An 18,482-nucleotide genomic window follows, 5' to 3' on the forward strand; every position below is an offset into this window, starting at 1 on the left:
TCGTCGGCTTCTACAACTGCAAACGCATCAATTCAGCATTGGGCAATCTGTCGCCCGCCGTCTACGAACGGAAAATGGCAGTACGCGAACCTATCGTGGTGTCCGAAATTACTTGACCACAGCAGAGACCGCTTGAGGCGTCTCCGAAGGTGGCGCGTCCTTGAAGGCCGTCAGCGAGACTCTTGGCGAGGGTGGGGCGGGCGAAGTGTTCCATGATAGGAGGAAATTTGCATGCAACGTTGAAATTATGGGGGCTGGGATAAAAGTCAATAAAAGGTACTAGCAGCACCATGGCAGCAAGGTAAATTCCGTCCTTCAAAAAGGAAGGGTGCTGGCTATATGTTTGTATCATAGTATGAATACAAAACAAAGAATTGGATTTTCGTGGATTAGTTGAGGGAGATCTAACTGCGGGTGGCGTTGAGATCCGTAAATAAACGCGTCACCTCTGAACGTGCTATAGAATTTTTCTTTTAGGAAAATGTCTTGACAGTAGAAAGCCCCAATCCGAGCAGGTGGCAAAAATAGCTGAACAATCGATGCTTCCAAGAAAAAGGGCAACGTACAACGATCTGCGGGAACTCGGTCAATCTCAGAAATTGTCACGGGTCTTCGCACGACGACGAAAGCTATAGAATCCTTTGCTTGGAGCTGAAGTCGAGGAACGAGCATCTGGAGGCACCCGTGTCGATGTTAGAAAGTGAGTTTGCCAAAGTTCGGTCCTCGCAGGTTAAACGGCGCAAAGACAGTTGAAGCGGCGGGCGTCGGCGACTCGTCTCGCCGGTCCCGGACGAAAAACACGCTCGACAATTGAGCATTAACCTAGATAACGGTCTTGAGCGCAGCCAGGCCGAGGAACAGGTAACGAGTTCGCTCACATTGGGGCCACTGTCTAATTTCATGCTGGACGTTTAGGCATTTCAAATTTACTGCGCCCGCTTTCGGGCGCAGACGTTTGTGACTGCTACATTTCCTAGCTTAGAATAGGCCTTCGGATAAATTTCACCCCAGTGTCGTTGCCTACCTGAATACCCATGCACATAGAACTGCACCGCACCTTTCGAGAATTACTGCGCGACGAAAAGCAAGGCGATGACACCCGTGCCCTTTCACGTGGCAACGCTACGCTCACGCTCCCCAATTTGCTCGATGAGCCCCGCGTGATCATCCTTTCGGAAGCAGGTTCGGGTAAAACGGCAGAAGTCCACGAGGCCGCCCGCCGGCTGAAGGCGGAGGGCAAAGCAGCCTTCTTTCTACGCCTGGAGCACGTTGTCCTCGATTTCGACACGGCCTTTGAAGAAGGCACGCTCGACGAATTCCAGGCGTGGCTGGCGTCATCTGACCAAGGCTGGGTGCTGCTGGACTCTATCGACGAGTCGCGCCTACGCTCGCCGCTGGATTTCGATGCGGCGACGCGCAAGGTCAGCACGCGACTGGCAACTGCGAAACAGCGTACGCATTTGTTGATCACTGGACGAGCGCCAGCGTGGCGCCCGAAGACGGACCTAGAGCTTTGCGAAAGGCTTTTTCCGGTAGCCGACGAGCACATCGTAGCGCCCAGGTATGGTGACAGTGAGACGATAGACGAGCATAAGCAGGCTGCAGCAATTGGCGGCGTGTCTCGCTTCAAGATTGTCACGTTAGAGGATCTTTCCGCTGAACAGATTAAGCGCTTCGTCGAAGAGAAAGGCATTGGCCAAACACAGGCCTTCCTTGATGCCATCGAGCGCGCCGATGCGTGGTCGTTCACTGCCCGGCCACAGGATCTCGATGAGTTGACGGGGTTCTGGCTTGACAACGGGGCTATCGGATCTCGCCTTGAGTTGATGAAAAACAGCGTCAAGCGGCGTCTGAAGGAGGCAGACCAGACCCGTGCTGAAGCACTTCCTCTGCCGAGTGATCGAGCACTGAATGGCGCCTGCGCCATTGCCGCTGCGCTAGTTTTAACGAACCAGCAAACCGCCCAGATACCCGATGGCACCAAGGGTTTTCAAGGCCTAAAGCTTGACGCGGTGCTGATAGGCTGGCCCGATAGGGAGATAACCACGCTGCTTCAGCGTCCGCTGTTTACTCCGGACATCTACGGCACGGTCCGTTTCCATCACCGCTCGGTGAAGGAGTACCTGGCCGCTCAGTGGTTCCTCAAGCTGCTCAGCCAAGAGGTGTCCCGTCGGAGGGTCGAAGAATTGTTTTTTCGGGAGCAATATGGTATCGAGGTCGTCGTGCCATCGCTGCGGCCATTACTGCCGTGGCTCACAATGGTCGACGACCGCATCCTGGCCAGGGTTCGCCGCGTTGCACCAGAGATCGTATTTGAAGGCGGAGACCCGGTCCAACTGCCTGCTGACGTTCGCAGCAGTATATTGGGTCAGATGTGTGACCAACTCGCCAGCGGCGAATCTAGGAGATCGTTGGCCGATTTCGCAGCCATTCAGCGCTTTGCTGCGCCAGACCTCACCGACACCCTGCGCTGCCTGGTCCAGAAGCACCAAGCCAACGACGACATTGTTTTCTTCCTCATGCGGATGGTCTGGCAGGGGCGTTTAAAGGACGCGCTGCCGGAGGCGATGGCCGTTGCCTGTTTGCACACCGCCGGCTACGCGTCGCGGATCGCTGCCTTCCGGGCTATCGCCGACCTGGGGACACCACAGGACATGGCGATGGTTCGGAAAAAATTTGCTGAGGAGGGCGCCCCTCTCGACCGAAGGTGCGTGGCTGACTTGGTCAGCCACATTCAGCATCCTGACGAGCAGACATTTCAATGGTTGATGGACTGCGTCCCGCAACTGGCCGAATACAATGAGTTTGAAGGCACGGGCCTATCTGAAGAAATCGCTTCATTTTTCGAGCTTGCCCCCTTGTGGCTGGTCGAACATGGGATCGAACTGTTGCATGAACTCCTGACTTTGCCACCGGTCGTTGAGCACCGGTACTGCGCGATCTCCACTCGCTACCAATGGCTCCGCCGGGCAGCAGGCATTGCAGTTCGTCGGCTGCTCAACGTTCGCCACGTGTCGGCGTTAATCCCGAGCTCGCTCGCGATCCTTTACTTGTTGCCGCTGGACGGGCAGTACAACGTGCGCGCTTTCGATGTAGGGAAGCTAGGTTTGGCCGAGACGGTTCAGCAGTGGCCCGAGCTCAAGTGGGCTTTGTTTTGGCATGCCGTAGAGCGGGAACGTAAAAGCAAGGAGGAGAGCGGTGAGCGCGTGGTCGACCCATGGATGGCCTTGGGTAGCGCAATCTATGTCTCCTTCGACGCGAACGATTTTGATTCTGCAGTGCGGGCCATTTCAGAGCGCGCGGTTGCCGATGACAAGTTGGTCGCACTATCGCTAGCGCATAGGCTGTATACGCAAACCGGGCGCGAGCATAGACGCAACGCCCAGTTGAAGAAAGCCGTTGGCACCGATAAGATCCTGGAGACGCGTCGTGCGGAGCTGATGAACCCGCCAAAGAAAACCGACGAGCTCATCCGAATAGAGCGCGAGCACGCACGGTGGAGCCGGCGGGTGGCCGACCGAAGTAAGCAGGCGGAGAAGGATCGACTGGCAGCACCGGGGAAACTTGAGTCGCAATTGGACACGTTACGCAACCCGGGCTTCGATGACCCATCGGATTTTTCCCGCGCGCAGTACTATCTGTACAACCGGATGCGCGATCTGGAGAAAAATAGTGGTGGCTCTAAGTGGACCAATGGCAACTGGCGCGCACTCGAGCGCGAGTTCGGCGCTAAGACGTCGCGCGCTTTCCGTGACGGCATTGTGCGTTTTTGGCGCGGACATGCGCCCAAGCTCGTGTCCGAAGGCGCGGCCGTGAACTCCACGCCGGCTGCGGATGTTCTCGGTCTGGTCGGACTGACTATCGAGGCCGCCGAAACTCCTGGGTTATTCTGGAGCCTGTCACCTGCGGAGGCCGCCGTGGCATTCCGCTACGCGATGATCGAGCTAAACGGTTTTCCAGATTGGTTCCCTGCGTTGTCGAACGCACACCTTGACATGGTTAAGGCTATGGCATTGAATGAGGTCACCTTCGAGCTGCAGGGCGAGCAAGCTGTCAGCCTTCAGGGCGACCAAGAAAACGCCGTCAGCCACTACATTATTTACGACTTGAGCCATTTCGGGGATTGGCTGTGGGACACGATCGCGCTGGACATCGTCAGTTTATTGCGAACCCATCCGCCAAAAAATGCTGAGCGCTTGCTGCACCTGCTGGATATCGTCCAGGCATCCACGCTGCCTGACGCGACAATCTCAGAGCTTGCAAGTGAGAAAGTGATTTCAGTCAGTTGCCCTAAGCATTTACCGCTCTGGATGGCCGCATGGACAGGTGTCCACCCGGGGCCTGCGATTGACGCGCTAGAAACGCACCTAGCGGCACTTGAAAATGGGAATGCGCGCACGGAATTCATCATGTGCTACGTGACGCATCTTCTTGGCGGTGGGTGGATGGCGTCCAAGGTGCGTGGCGGATTTCGATCGCCTGCGATTTTGAGGCGGCTTTACATCCTCGTACATGAGTATGTTCGGTCTCGCGAGGATATCGATCGAGCCAACATGGGTGCCTACTCGCCTGGCCTAAGAGAGGAAGCACAGGAGGCACGCGAAAGGTTGGTTGGCATCCTGAGGGAGATTCCCGGCCGAGATGCGTATCTGGCGCTCAAGGCCATCTCCGAGTCCCATCCCGATTTTGGTATGCAGCCATGGTTCTCCCTGCAGGCCAGGTCCAAGGCGGAGGCCGACAGCGAACGGCCTGCTTGGAGCGCAGAGCAAGTGAGTCAGTTCGACAAGGAATTCGAACGCGCGCCGGCGAACCATCGTGAACTGTTTGACCTGGCGGTGCTGCGACTACTGGACTTCAAGCATGAGTTGGAGGATGGCGATACCAGCACAGCGTCGGTGCTCATCAAGACAGACTTCGAAACCGAAGTCCGTAATTTCATCAGCGCGTGGTGTAACAAGAGCTCTCTAGGCCGGTACGTTATCGCGCAGGAGGAGGAACTGCCCGACGCCAAGCGTCCTGATCTTAAATGGCATTGTCTTACGTTTAAGGGGCCTGTGCCAACCGAGCTCAAGATTGCCGACAAATGGACTGGGCCGGCGCTCTTCGAGCGTCTTGAAGGGCAGCTCGCGGGCGACTATCTCCGTGACGACGCATCAAGCCGAGGCATTTACCTGCTGGTCTATCGGGGCGTGCAGAAGCATTGGCAACTACCCAGTGGTGAAATGGTCGCCTTTACAGAGCTTGTATCGGCCTTGGAATGGCACTGGGCGTCAGTGTCCACGGCGCATCCGCGCGTGGAGGAAATCAAGGTCATCGGCATCGACCTGACGAAGCGGGCGATAACTCCGCTCCCTAAAAAGAAGCGTGGCACGAAGGCTGAGACCAAAAATTCTTCTGTCAAATCGACTATCAAAGGCACTGCCAACGGGACAGCACTGCCCCAAAAAACGGTATCCAAGAAGATAGCGGCAGAGGCAAACCGCGCCAATATGCCAACGAAGAAGGTGGTCACCGCATGGGGCGCCGCAGAAGTGACGATAAATGCGGAGGAATCTTTCACGAAAGTCTGCGGCAGGAAGATGGCCTCCAGAAAAGCGTGATTTCCCGCCGTTGAAACCAGGGCCTCTGAGTTACCATGCCATATGAACAAATGAAATTACAACGATGGCCCTAGCGGCTCTAGAGAGAGCGGCTAACTGGCTTAGGCCTGCGATCGCAATGTGGACTGATCCGTCCCGAGACGCTGGCGTAGAGGTGCAGAGCCCTGTGCTGCTCGCGATACGATTGGACGACTGCAGGCCAGTTAATCTATAACTTTTTCGACATATATTTAACGATCTCACAAACGCAGGCCGGCCGTGGGGTCGCTATTGCTGCCTCTCAGTTGAGCAGCGCCAGGCCTGCCAACTTGCGTAGCAGAGTGTGCTTGCCGTTCTCGCCCAGCCGCACCACGTCTTGCGTCATCATAGAGAAGAAGGCTCGTACCAGGGGATGGTCGACCGTAGCCGGAATCGGGTCTTCCCGCCGGTGGTCTCCCTTCTTGTATAGCATGATGTCGTAGAAGCGCGAGAAGGCGAAGCTGGTCGCCGTGGGCTGGGCCTGCGGAACGAAGTAACGTAGGTAGTGCGGGTTCCTTGACTCGATGAACACGTACTCACGCCCGACCTGTTCCTCGAAACCAGCGATGTAATACGGTAGCAGGTTGGCGTCCTTCGTGCGTGGGAGACTCTTCTGGCCCGGTGGCAGCTCCGTCAGCATGGTCTCGAGGCATGTGTGAAGCGGGGCGCGCTGCATTGAACCTATGATCCGCGGAATGCGGACGGTTGAGCCATCATAAACCACCAAGCAATCGCTATCAGCGCTCCCGTCGCCCTGGTCGGGCAGCAGTTCCATAACGAATGTCGCGTCGCGTAACCCTGTTGTCACGACGCCGGCTGTCTTGGCGGGCGCACCGTCGCCGCCATCGCGACTGCGCCTTATAAGCGGCTGGGCCTGGACCGCTTGCGCTATCCTGACCGGTTCAGTTGGCGGTATGCGGTGCGCCGTTAGCGTCGCGCTTGCGCCATGTCCGGCTACCTGCAGGTCGATGTGCGCGATCGCTTCGAGGCCCTTGGCGGGCCCGTTTCTACCAGCGCGAGTGTATAGCGCGCGGAGGCGCATTGGCGGCAGCGGACTAGCGAGGACGATAGTGCCTTGCGCTAGCGCCCATTTGAGCGCGATCTCAGCTAGCACCTTAGCCAGCTTATGCGATCCGGACAGTTCGTCAATGGAATCGACGACGTCCACACCCTGGAAGCACGCACGGCACGAGGAGCTGGCAACGTGTTGTAGGTACTTGAGCCTCGTATAGAAGTCGACCTCGTTGACGGTCGCCTTGCCGGACAGGATTGATAGGTAGGCGTTCTCAGGCTCGGCAGCCTCGCCGCGCAGCAGACAGCTTGTAATGTCGCCATCCGTATCGTAGCCGCCGTAGGCAGTGTCCTGTTCGTCCCCTCCGAAGTCGATCGGCTGTTCCTGTGCGGCGGCGTGGTTGATGAACAGATACGCGTGATCGGTAGCGAGGTCGCGAGCCGGGTTTATGCTGGACTGGGTGATCCAGTCGACGGCGAGAGCGGCGGCGTTTTTTCCAAAACCGGATCGAATCTGCGCTTCCAGCAGCTTCTTGCTGAGGTCGGTGGGCTTCAGGGAATCGGCGAAAGCGACGCTCAGCCTGCTTGGTATCGCCAGGTGCTCCGGCCTGATGAAAGGCTTGTCGAGGTAGTGCGTGGCCAAAAATACGAGGTCGTCGGTGCGAATTCCGGCCTCGGAGAGAATAGCCCTCACCATGCCCAGTGTTTGATCTATCGCGAACCACCGGCTACTCTTGATCTTCCCGATGTCGAAGGTGATGTCCCTGACGGCGCTTCTCGACGGCGCTTTTCGGGCGTCTTCTCGGCGCGCGCCGTCAAGGTCGATGAGAGCGATTCTTGCGACCGACTCGCCGATAGCGAAAGGGGTGATCGCCGAGGCGGGGACTGCGGCCTCTTCCGGCACCGAAAAGCACCGGCGACGTGCGTCGATCATCAGCTGCATATGGGAGTCGAAGGTCAAGTCCAGCAACAGGCAGTCGAGATGGCGGCGCCTGGTTTTCGCCGAGGTGCGCGACGCAATGTGCAAGTAGAGGCGAGCGGCGCTGCCTTGAGGTCCAATCGCTGCGTGTAGGTTTTCCCGGAATAGGGCGCTCTTCCTCAGAAGCAAAGTCTCGAGCGCGAGTTTGAACACGCGATGTTGGTCAACGTCCTCGGTCCGCGTCACGGGAATGCCGACCCGGCAGGTGCGGGGCGCTACAAAGTAGTATCTTCGCCCGTCCTGAGCGTCCCTGTGCAGGATAACGTTGACTGACGCAACGCCGCACGATTCGGCGATCAGCCGACGCATCTTCGCCAGGTGCTGTGGCAGCTGTGTCGGCGTGACAGTCTGCACCACCCGCATCGAGCGAAGCGATACCGTGGTGGTGGCGTCCACGTTAAGGAGGTCTAGCAGTTTGCCCGTGGCGGCCGCGGCCGGTTCGGTGATCGTGCAGCCATTCAGCCGCGCAGGATGGACACGCTCTTGGTCGAACTTCCTGATCGTGGCTTGGAAGATTGGTTCAGGCATCGAAAATTTCCTTGAAACGATGGGTGAAATTGCCAGCGTCGTGGCGGTCCTTGAACAAGCTGATGAACTCGATATCGAACGTCGAGCTGCGCACCGGAGGGGCGTTGGTGCCACCAAACGTGTTGATGTACAAGAACAGCACTCGTTCTCCAAGTATCTCCTGAACGGCGCGCGCCTTCGCAGGAGCTCGGTCACGCAGTTCGCTGGAGAGTTTTTGGTCGCTGCCCGGCGTCCAGTGTTTGCTGTCGATCGCGACCAACCGGCCGCTGCGTAGGCGGCAGTAGTGGTCGAACCGCTCGAAGATGCCGAGCTTCATTGCCCAAGCTTCCGGCAGGATTTTCACACCCAACATGGAGATGGCCTCGGCAGTCAGGATTTCACCGATGAACCCCTTGATGAAATTTTGCAGGAAGTGGGGCCTTGGCTTGAAGTTTGTAAAAATCGCGTCGGCCCGCAGGCCTAGTTTGATGCACATGCGTCGGTAGTCGCTCGAGGAGCCACTTTCCAATAGGCTGTTCCGCAGCAATGTGTCGGCAGGGCGGTACAGTTTTCCCTTCGGGCTGCTGGTGTAGTCTCCGATGATTCGGATTGTCTCGCCGCCGTATGTCTGGTCGGTGTCGGTAATACGAAAGAATCGTGGGTCGCCGCCGAAGGCCTCCCCGTCCATATAAAGGTACGAAATGAAATCATCGCGGTTCGCCTCGCCATAGGGCCAGATGGTTTCGTGGAGCCTCTGGACGTAAGCTTTCGGGTCCGTCATCGCCAGGATGCTGCGCATGGTCGCCCAGGTCTGGCAGGCAGGGCCGCGCACCGTCGGGTCGGACGAAAACATATCCCTACGGAAGCTGTCTACGGTGGCGAGGAACGCCATCGCCCGCGCGACCTCGGCTGCTGCATAGGAGTCGAAGTCTGGAATGACTGGACTCCGCTTGGACACGTAATCGCGTGCCGCCAGAATCAGCGTGTGGGGCAGCTTCGCGCTGCGGCGCTCAAATCCGCCGGCGAGGTCGTTTCCTTCGATGATGTCGGGTACGTAGTCGGCGGTCACGTACAGGGTCTGGGTATGCGGCAGAACGCGTCCACGGTCCACTCGGCCAATAGTCTGGATGACGCTAGTGAAGCGCTCAAGGATCATCGCTTGGTACAGTAAATCAAGAGGGCGCTCGCACAGGATCCGGGCGACCTCGTTCATGGTCACTTGGTTGAACGAGCCATCAGAGCGCAGCTGCTTGCACGCCGCCATAAACTGCTCCATTGTCGCGATCTTGCCATCCTTGCGGCGGACGAAGCTGTCGTAGTAGCGGTGGTTAGCCAGCGTGATGAAGTCGTAATCGCGCTTCTCCCCGTTTTCGTAGCAGTGTATCGATAGGCCCCGGTCAGCCGACATGTACCTGGAAACGAACAATAGTTTGTTCTTTTCCAGGTGGGAGTAGGGGGCCAGTGCCGTCTGAAGCCTATCGAGTTCTTCTTCGTCGGGCTCCTTGTCGTCCAAGGCGTCTTGGAATTCCTGTTCGGCCGGAACCATTTCGCCGTCGAGATTCAGCGTGTAATGCGGCGGATACGAGGTAGATCCATAATGCAGTTTCCTGAAGAACTGAGCCTCGTAAACGATTACGACGAGGGGTCTCGGATCATCGGTGCGCATGCCGATGGCCACTGGGTCGAGTTCGTATATTTGCCGCAGCTGGGGATCGGCGCGGCGGACTCCTTTCATACCGATGGCGATGCCGGCCTCCAGGGCGTCGACGATGAAGGTGGCTGTCTGGCAGAAAAACATCCCTGCCTTAGGTCCGGACAGCTCGACCAAGTGCGCCGCTGTGTCGTAGAACGATCCAAGCTCGTTGCGTTTGTGCCGATTCTGCACGTACAGGGCGCTGTGGGTGGGCTCTGGCAGGACGGCTGCAAGCAGTCTTTGGTTGGCTGGACAGACGCCCATCAGTGTGCGGCAGCGCCCGTCCTCGAAAAAGCCGACTTCGACGGTGCGCGGGGACAGGTTGCGCAGTTGTTCCGTGATGGCTTCGTGCTCCGCGGTGAAACCCAGCCGCACGCCGCCAGCAAGTGCTACTTGGTCGTCGATGTAAGGCCGGTTGAACTCCCACACGCCGCCGGAGTCGGAGGTGGCGGACATTGGGTAGACGAGGTTAAGGTGGCAAGGGTTCTCAGCACCGCCGGAACCGAATAAGCCGGACAGCAGGACCGACTCAGGCGAGCGTAGAAGCGCGTTGACCGAGAAATAGGCCGAAAGATATTCTTGGCCCCGGATCGACTGCTCATCGACAGTAATTGTGAAGAAGCCTTTCGCCTGCTCAAACACCAGGTCGTCATTGATGAGAAGGTCCGGCGACGACTCCAGCAAGTCCACGCTCGCTTCAAGCAGCCGGAGCCCGAACGCCTTGTTTGTGAAAATGCGCTTCAGGTCGTTGATCTGCTTCACGTATTCTACGTCCTGCGGATCGACCCTTTGCCCCGGCGGCGGAATCTTGAGCGACGTTCCCGATATTACGAGTGCGGTCCACAGGAGCAGGCGCAGCAGCACGGCTAGACCGAACAGGTCGTCCTGCGCGCCTTCTGGCCTGTACACGAGCTCCAGGTCGCCATTGTCCGGGACAATTCGCACAAACGTGTGCCCCAGCATTTCCTGGTCGACGAGCCGCAGGTTGTTGTCGAAGAACAGGTACTGCAGGTGGCCGCTGATCTCCGCTAGGGTGCTCTTTGTAATCACCAGACGGTGTTTCCCCGACACGATATCAAAAAAGCGGTTCCAGCGGTTGAGTATGTTTGGCTCGTCCTCAAAGAGTTTGTGGTGTTCGATGAATTGCTGGAAGAGGAGGATGCTCTTCCAGCAGTTCTCGTAGTATTCGAGTCCGAAGTTAGCGGCCGTCTGCTGGCTGGCTCCGTCCGCAGATTTCAGAGGGCGCCAGGACTTGTCGAGCAGAGCATAGATTTCGTCGGCCGCCGGACACATGATGCCCTGCTCCAGGCCAAGAAATTTCCACACGACCTCCTTGCAGTCCTCGATGCTCGCCAAATTCCTACGCTGCATGTCGATCGTGGCTGCGATCTCTTCGGCACCACCCACCATGAATTCCAGGCGGTCGAACAGCAAGTTTCGCCAACCGGTCAGGTCAGGCGATTGCCGCGACGAGAACATGCCCCAGTGAAAATAGATTGAGAGGCTTGTAATGGTCGGGAACCAAGTTTGCGGGCTGTCGATTTTCGCGTTCAGCGAGTCGAACATGCGAACGTACCCGTCCTCCTCCTCATCGATGATGGTGATGGTGCCTTTACCAAATTTTTCGTTGACGTAGTGTGTCCACATGACGTGGGAGCCGGGCGTGGGCAGTTCGCGGTCAGCGGCGGCGTTCTTCTTCGCCGACCGTTTTTCTTTAAACCCAGAGTGCGTTGCCATGGCCGGTCCAGTGTTGAACTTAGCATGGCTCATGATAATCGGGCCGGGCCGGTCGTACAAGGCGTAGTCAAGCGGGAAGATGCGTCGGCACAGCCGCGCTGCGATTGGTGCGCGCATCCGGGTGAAGGAAAACCCACTGCCCACGTCGACGCGCGTGACAAGTATACACAGCTTTGTCAGGGTGGCCGCCAGTGCCCGACGTGCCTTGCGCAGAGGTTCTTCCGTTTCGGTATCGAGTACGCCGAACTGTTCGTACACGCCGGTCATCTTTTGTAGCCTGACCGCTGCGCCATGTGCAGCGTCGAGAAAGTCATCGAACATCGGCAGCTGCGCTCTAGCGCTCCGTGTGGAGTTCTTGGCGTAGATCGCTACGATACGTTCCCAAGACACTGTGTCGACTCGCCTGAGGCTGCGAATCTCTTCAATGAAAGGGAGGGCGTCCTTGTTGATGATCTCGCTAGACCAGTGGTCGTCGATTCCTAAGTGAACGTATACGGGCGTTTCAGTCCCTCGAAGCGCGTTCTCGAATTGCGAGCGCGCCTGCTCCACCAGCAACTTGTTCGACGTGGTATAGATCAGCAGCATTCTCTCGGAATCGACCAGCTTGGCGAGCCGGCTGACCTGGTATGTTTTGCCAGAGCCGGTTCCGAAATGAATGCCATACATTCCCGCTCGGGGATTTTCTTGGAAGCGCTGTAGCGGCTCCGTGAAGGCTGCGCTGATGCTGTTCCTAATCCGGTCCGCCTCGAGTCTTTTTTCGGGGGACAGGTTAGTTACATGAGCAGGGATCGATCCGTCGGAACTGAACAGAAGAAGCTGCCGCGAATGGTCGTGGTCGTTTCTCTTTGCTTTCCTGCCCATCATCGTCCCCTTGCATTTGGTTACGCTCGGGCGACAAGCCTAGTATGGCCATCGCCCGGCTAGATACCGAAATAGTTCGGCCACCGAAATCTCACGCGCCGCAGCAACGGAGCTTTTCCATTGCTCATCCATTCCTATGAAGATCGAGGCCAAGTCGGAAACGACGGTATGTCAAATTCGTGGTCAGCGGCGTTAAAGGCGGATCGGGGCCGTGTGCAGTGGGTGAGGCGCGCCTTCGGACCTTGCGCTGATTGGAGCGCTTGCCGTTACTTCCTACACCTGTGGACTGCAACTTAGCTTACGACCCGTTGTCTGAACGGCCCTTTTCTCGGAACGGTAAGATTCTGATGGGGTAGACATAGCGCTTGCTAAAAAGTTCGATCAGTACTCCACTTGCGGTTAATCACGATCGGCGATAATGACAAGCAGCGCCTCAACTAATTGGACCCTGGATCTTCCGAAGAGCAGGTCGTCGTCGATGACCTGGCCCGGCGATGACACGAGCAGATCCGCGCTCAGCTTGAACACCAGGAGCCCAAACGCCTTTTGTGAAAATGCGCTTCAGCTTGTTGATCTGGTTCACGTATTGCACGTCCTGCGGATCGACGTTGTGCGGGGGCGACGGAACTTGCCGGCTGACTTGGTATGTCTTGTCGGCGCCGGTTCCAAAATGGTGACTGTTCAGCGCCTATGCAGTCGGCTGGATAGGATTGCCTGTGAATGCTCGCTGTAGAACTTCCAGCATACCGTGGCCCTGCTTGCGCAGCGTATCAAGGCAGGAGCGAATGACGCAGAAATTGACGGCGCCTTCGACGGTGCGGAAGCAGCCCGAAACCTTTTGTTTTACCTTGGGCATACGCACGGCCCGTTCGGCCACGTTGTTGGTGAACGGTACGGCGAAGTCTCGAATGAACAACAGGACGGCGTCAGCATGTTTGCGGAAGCGCCGAAGGAGATTGCAGGCGACCGATTGCTTGGCGCGGCCGCCCTTCCAGATGGGAAGTTCGACTTCGGGATGCAGTATTTCCCCTTCATCGATGATAGCGTTATAGAGTGTGGTGAACGCAGCGATGTCGGTTTCGCTGAAGCGCTTTCCGGACCGCCGTGCAGCCCAACATAGCTGATTGGCGCTGAGCAGGAAACCTGTCATCGCCTGGGGCCACTGATGTCCCGTAAGCTCCTTCACGTACAGCAGTTCGCGAAGCAAATGCGCGTTGCACAAGGCATGTGTGGCATCGTCCAGTTTCCAGTATGGTGCCCAGCAGTCGTGCATCAGTACGCCCGAGCGATGGGGCAAGATGGCATGCGCAGTGATCGCCTCCATGCCACGCTTGGCATGTACGCCGTACCAAGTGAGCGTGTCGTTGGCCGCGATATGAAGCCAGTGCAGTTGGCCAGCCACACGCAGGCCTGATTCGTCGGCGTTGACCAGCGCGGCGTCGCGCAAATACTGCGCGATCAGATCTACCGTGCCTTGCAATGCAAGGCGCGCTTCGCCTACCCAAGCCACCAGCGTGCCGGGTGAAATAGCGAGACCATACACGTCACGAATCAGCTCGGCGGCGCGAGCAAACGGTAGCATCTGACCCTGCGTGAGGTGGACCGCCAACGCACGCACGTTGGGACCATATTGCACCGGCTCGGTCACGTTAGCTGGGAAGTAAGCGTCCGCCCAGTACCCTGTTGATTTGAGTCTCGAATTGCCTGATGATGGCGTCACACCGCTGGGAAGCGGCGTGTTTTTCAGGCAGTGGCCAGCTGCCCGGCGCAATGCCAGGGCAGGAACTCGTCAACGCGGTTGACGGGATGATCGGCGATGTGGGCTAGCACATGGCGCAACCAGGCTTCCGGGTCAATCCCGTTGAGTTTGGCCGTCCCGATCATTGAGTACATAGCGGCCGCACGCTCGCCACCGCTATCGGCGCCGGCGAACAGATAGTTGCGCCGGCCGATGGCGACGCCGCGCAAGGCGCGTTCGGCAGCCGAGTTGTCGATATCGATCACGCCGTCGTCGCAGTAGCGCATCAGGGCCGGCCACAGATTGAGGGCGTACTGAATCGCCGCCGAGGTATCGGACTTGCGCGAGAGTTTTTCCAGGGAGGCGCGCAGCCAGCGCTCAAGCGCATCAATGAGCGGCCGGGACCTGGCCTGCCGGGCAAGTTGCCGTTCATGCGGCGGCTTGCCGCGGATATCGGCTTCGATCAAGTACAGTTCGCCGATGCGGCGTAAGGCTTCTTCCGTCAATGGCGATGGTCGCGCCACATGCAAGTCGTAGAATTTGCGGCGGGCGTGAGCCCAGCAGGCGGCCTCCTGGATGGTGCCGTCGGCATAAAGGGCATTGAAGCCGGCATAGGCGTCGGCCTGCAGCACCCCGCTGAAACTAGCCAGATGCGTTTGCGGATGAATGCCCTTGCGGTCCGGCGTGTAGGCAAACCACACAGCGGCCGGCGTGGTATCCCCGCTCGCCCGGTCGTCGCGCACGTAGGTCCACAGGCGCGCCGTTTTGGTTTTTCCATTGCCCGGCGCCAGGACGGGAATCGGGGTATCGTCGGCATGCAGCTTGGCCGCTGCAAGGACGTGGCGGCGTATCGCATCGACCAATGGACGCAGCAAGGCACTGGCTGCGCCAACCCAGCTCGCCAGCAAGGCACGATCCAGTTCGACGCCATCGCGCGCGTAGATGACCGACTGCCGGTACAGCGGCAAGTGGTCGGCGAATTTCGCTACCAGGATATGGGCCAGCAGGCCGGGGCCGGCGATACCGCGCTCGATCGGCCGGCTCGGCGCAGGCGCCTGCACGATGCTGTCGCAGCAGCGGCACGTCATTTTTGGACGCACGTGGCGGATCACACGGAAACTTGCCGGCACATATTCCAGCTGCTCGGCCACGTCCTCGCCCAGGTGGCGCAGGCCGCCACCACAGGAAGGACACGCAGCAGCATCCGGCAGGTAGACTTTTTCATCGCGCGGCAGATGGTCCGGCAAGGGTCTGCGGACCGACTGCTTGCGCGGGGCGCGGTCCGGCATCGGCATTTCCCGGGCAGCCTCGGCGTCGTCCGCTTGCAGATCTTCCAGTTGCCGTTCGAGCTGCTCGATCTGGTGATCGAGCTTCTCGGACTTGCGGCCGAACTGCATGCGCCGCAGCTTGGCGATGGTCAGCTTGAGATGCTCGATCTCGGCAGCGCGCGTCGTCAACTGCGCCTCCAGGCCAGCGACCTGGTCGTCGCGTTCCTGCACGCGACGCTCGCTGGCGAGCAGCAAAGCCTTCAAGGCTTCGATGTCATTGGGCAGGTCGGCGGCGTTGAGCATGCGCCAAGTTTACGTGAAGGAGGCGACGTTTACAAGCCCGAGCCTGGCGTCCAGGTACGCTCTGGACGACGCCAGTCGATTCCTTCCAGTAGCATCGACAGCTGCGCCTGGCTTAACGTCACTGTCCCGCTGCTCGCTTGCGGCCAGATGAACCGTCCGCGCTCAAGCCGCTTGGCCAGCAGGCATAGTCCATCTCCTGTCCACCAGAGCAATTTGATCATGTCGCCCCGACGACCGCGAAACACGAAGACATGACCGCTGAAAGGGTCTTCCGCCAGCGCCGTTTCCACCTTGGCCGCCAGGCCGTTGAAGCCGGCGCGCATGTCGGTGACACCGGCGGCGAGCCAGATGCGCGTGCCTGCAGGAAGACCGATCATGCGCGCAGACTTTGAACGACCGTCTTGAGCAACGCCGCATCGACGTCGCCACGCAGCCGCACGATCGCGTCGGCAATCACGATCTCGATCATGCCGCCTGGGACGGCGTCCCGTCGCGCGGGCGCAACTGTGGACCTTGCAGCGGCCGGCGTCTCAGCAAGGACTACGGGCAACAAGGCAGCCGGTGCTGATGCTGCATCGTCCAGCAATCCGGCACGTAGATCGCGCCGCCATTTGAACACCATGTTCGCATTGACCTGATGCGCCAACGCCAGCCTGGAGACGGATACGCCGGGCTCGCAAGCAGCAAGGGCGAGTCGGCGCTTGAACTCGCGTGAATAATTCGATTTGCCCTTGCGGCTGCCTGGCTTTATTTCTGTGTCCAAAATAGTTCCCATCAAAAAGTAGTGGGAACTACTTTGACGGGAACGGAAAACTACGTCCAGACGGTGGAGACAAGACGCTTACCGCAAGGCAAGGCAAGCGTGCACCTGAAGGCGGCGTTCATGGCAAGCCATCAGAGCTATGGGAGTCGGCGGCTGGTCACGGCAATGTCCAACGAGGGGTTTCGAATCGGGCGTTTCAAGGTGCGCAGCCTGATGCGCAAGGCTGCGTTTGAAACCGGTCTGGAAGCGCAAATTCGTTCACACGACAGACAGCAAACACGACTTGCCGATTGCCGCCAATGTGCTCAACCGGCAGTTCAATCCCGCGGCGCCGGACCAGGCCTACGTCAGCGATATCACATACGTTCGCACCGGCGCGGGATGGTTGCACCTGGCTACCGTGCTGGACCTGTATGCTCGCATGGTGGGCTGGGCCATGGCGCCGAGTATGCCTGCCAAGCTGGTTTGCGACGCGTTGAACATGGCCATTCAAAAGCGTAGGCCCGCGCAGGGTCTGATCGTCCATTCGGATCGGGGCAGCCAGTACGCGAGCGAGCTTTACCAAGACCTGCTGAAACAACACGGCTTCGTTTGCCGCATAAGCGGCAAGAAAAATTGTTGGGACAACGCCGTGGCTGAACGCTTCTTCCTGACAACGGTGCAGTGATCTCGTTTTATCTACCAGTTGGCGCGCTTCGCACGCTCCTCGGCGACGAAGGCCAGACAACCGATCCAACCGGGGAGCGTCTTAGCTTCCGCTAGAACCGTTGCAAGGTGCTCTTTGCGCAGCTTCATCTTGCCAGTAGCGATAGCCATCAAAAATTCTCCTGCGGCAGCACCGACTGGATGAGCAGAGTACTGAAGCCATTTGAGCAGAAGCCGCTCCATGTCATGACTCATTTCTTCACTTACGCTGTAGTTCAATTCGACTGGATAGGCAGCTCTCAAAATCGCCGCTTGAATGACGGCGTCGTTGAATCTTGTGAAGGTCTCGGGACAAATGAGTGCATGCTGAAAAAGACCGGTCCGCAAGCTCGTCTCATCTGACTTCGATGCTGCAACACGCGCACCTTGCAAAAGTGCAGCTATCGAAAGAAGCACAGCGGCGCCTAAATTCGCACCTTCGATTTCGGTGCTCCCTTCCCATAGAAAGAAACCCGTCGACAGCAGCAACGGCGTCCCGTTCGAGGTAGGAAGGAAAACCGCGGCGTCTTCGAGCACGCTCAGTTGTTCCAATGCCCGGATGCGCTCACCAATCTGAGGTTGGTCAACCTCTCGCTCCAACATCAGTTCGTCCAAATCTACGAGGACGTCGAGCTCTTCCCCCCATCGGACGGCGCGGTCCAGACGCCCTATCGGAAGTGCGAACTGATATTTAAATTCGTAGCGGCGGTCGTCTAACGACACCAACCCAATATCGCTTTTCAACTGATTCAGGTGCTGCGCGGTTTCAGGCAATACGGCTAGGGCAAGGAACAGTCGTGGACCAGTAGGCTGCTTATGCCGCAGTAGCGCGCTAATCTGCTTGAATACGAAGCCGTTGCCGATAACAGGAGCTACTACTATGACACTACATCGCTCGAGCTTGTATGGAAGTGGCCGACTCGACGTCGCAAGGTCATTGCTCGACAACTTAAATACTTGGGCTCCTGGCATCAACTCCAGCAGAACATCTTCGGCGCACTGTGCCAGCTCCAGTGCAGCATTTGAGACAGCGACGGCCGACGGGCCAGCGGGCGAGGGATACACGATTGCAATCGGTGAGGGAGCGCTATAGTTTCTTAACCAGCGTTTGAGCAGTGAATCGCGACCCGCTTCATCAGAAGAGCAGGCCATTTTCAGCAGCGCTTGAAAATCGAAGGAGAGCGACCAGCGCCCCCTAGGAGTCTGCGCGGCAGAAACTGATGCAATCCGAATGGTGACGAGGTAAACTTGTCAAATGACGACGAGCTACCTTCCATACGATCAGCATCAGCAAATGCTGCTTCCCCATGCTTTGCAAGA

At 58.2% G+C, this 18,482-nt stretch carries 8 protein-coding genes and 1 pseudogene; 2 read left to right on the forward strand and 7 right to left on the reverse strand.

Going from position 1 to position 18,482, the window contains the following annotated elements; genetic code table 11:
* Positions 1–1,034: 1,034 nt before the first annotated feature.
* Positions 1,035–5,600: an NACHT domain-containing antiphage protein HyoA gene (gene hyoA / locus F1609_RS33265; RefSeq protein ID WP_167082114.1), complete on the forward strand. Its 4,566-nt coding sequence runs from the start codon at positions 1,035–1,037 to the stop codon at positions 5,598–5,600.
* Positions 5,601–5,880: 280 nt separating this feature from the next.
* Here the strand turns inward: hyoA and F1609_RS33270 are convergent, their stop codons facing one another.
* The 6 genes from F1609_RS33270 to tnpA form a co-directional block, all read right to left on the reverse strand.
* A complete protein-coding gene (locus F1609_RS33270; RefSeq protein WP_167082116.1) occupies positions 5,881–8,136 on the reverse strand; it encodes a hypothetical protein in 2,256 nt (751 codons plus the stop codon).
* Positions 8,129–12,409, reverse strand: coding sequence for a hypothetical protein (locus F1609_RS33275; protein WP_167082118.1), 4,281 nt, complete (start codon positions 12,407–12,409; stop codon positions 8,129–8,131). The genes F1609_RS33270 and F1609_RS33275 overlap by 8 nt, the downstream gene beginning before the upstream one ends.
* A gap of 685 nt (positions 12,410–13,094) precedes the next feature.
* The gene (tnpC, locus tag F1609_RS33280; protein WP_370661706.1) at positions 13,095–14,126 is read right to left on the reverse strand and encodes an IS66 family transposase; all 1,032 of its coding nucleotides are present in this window, start codon (positions 14,124–14,126) and stop codon (positions 13,095–13,097) included.
* Between the two features lie 23 nt (positions 14,127–14,149).
* Positions 14,150–15,715, reverse strand: a complete 1,566-nt coding sequence (gene tnpC, locus F1609_RS33285; RefSeq protein WP_167082120.1) for an IS66 family transposase — start codon at positions 15,713–15,715, stop codon at positions 14,150–14,152.
* A gap of 29 nt (positions 15,716–15,744) precedes the next feature.
* Positions 15,745–16,092: an IS66 family insertion sequence element accessory protein TnpB gene (gene tnpB, locus F1609_RS33290; protein WP_167082123.1), complete on the reverse strand. Its 348-nt coding sequence runs from the start codon at positions 16,090–16,092 to the stop codon at positions 15,745–15,747.
* Positions 16,089–16,478 carry an IS66-like element accessory protein TnpA gene (gene tnpA / locus F1609_RS33295; RefSeq protein ID WP_229422194.1) on the reverse strand — a complete coding sequence of 130 codons (390 nt, stop codon included), beginning with the start codon at positions 16,476–16,478 and terminating at the stop codon, positions 16,089–16,091. The genes tnpB and tnpA overlap by 4 nt, the downstream gene beginning before the upstream one ends.
* A 96-nt stretch (positions 16,479–16,574) precedes the next feature.
* Here tnpA and F1609_RS33305 point away from each other — a divergent pair.
* Positions 16,575–17,130, forward strand: a pseudogene (locus F1609_RS33305) (IS3 family transposase); the annotation flags it as partial.
* Between the two features lie 26 nt (positions 17,131–17,156).
* Here the strand turns inward: F1609_RS33305 and F1609_RS33310 are convergent.
* The gene (locus F1609_RS33310) at positions 17,157–18,314 is read right to left on the reverse strand and encodes a hypothetical protein (RefSeq protein WP_167082129.1); all 1,158 of its coding nucleotides are present in this window, start codon (positions 18,312–18,314) and stop codon (positions 17,157–17,159) included.
* Between the last annotated feature and the right edge of the window lie 168 nt (positions 18,315–18,482).

Origin of the sequence: Massilia aquatica (assembly GCF_011682045.1) — a bacterium.
Classification (GTDB): domain Bacteria; phylum Pseudomonadota; class Gammaproteobacteria; order Burkholderiales; family Burkholderiaceae_D; genus Telluria_A; species Telluria_A aquatica.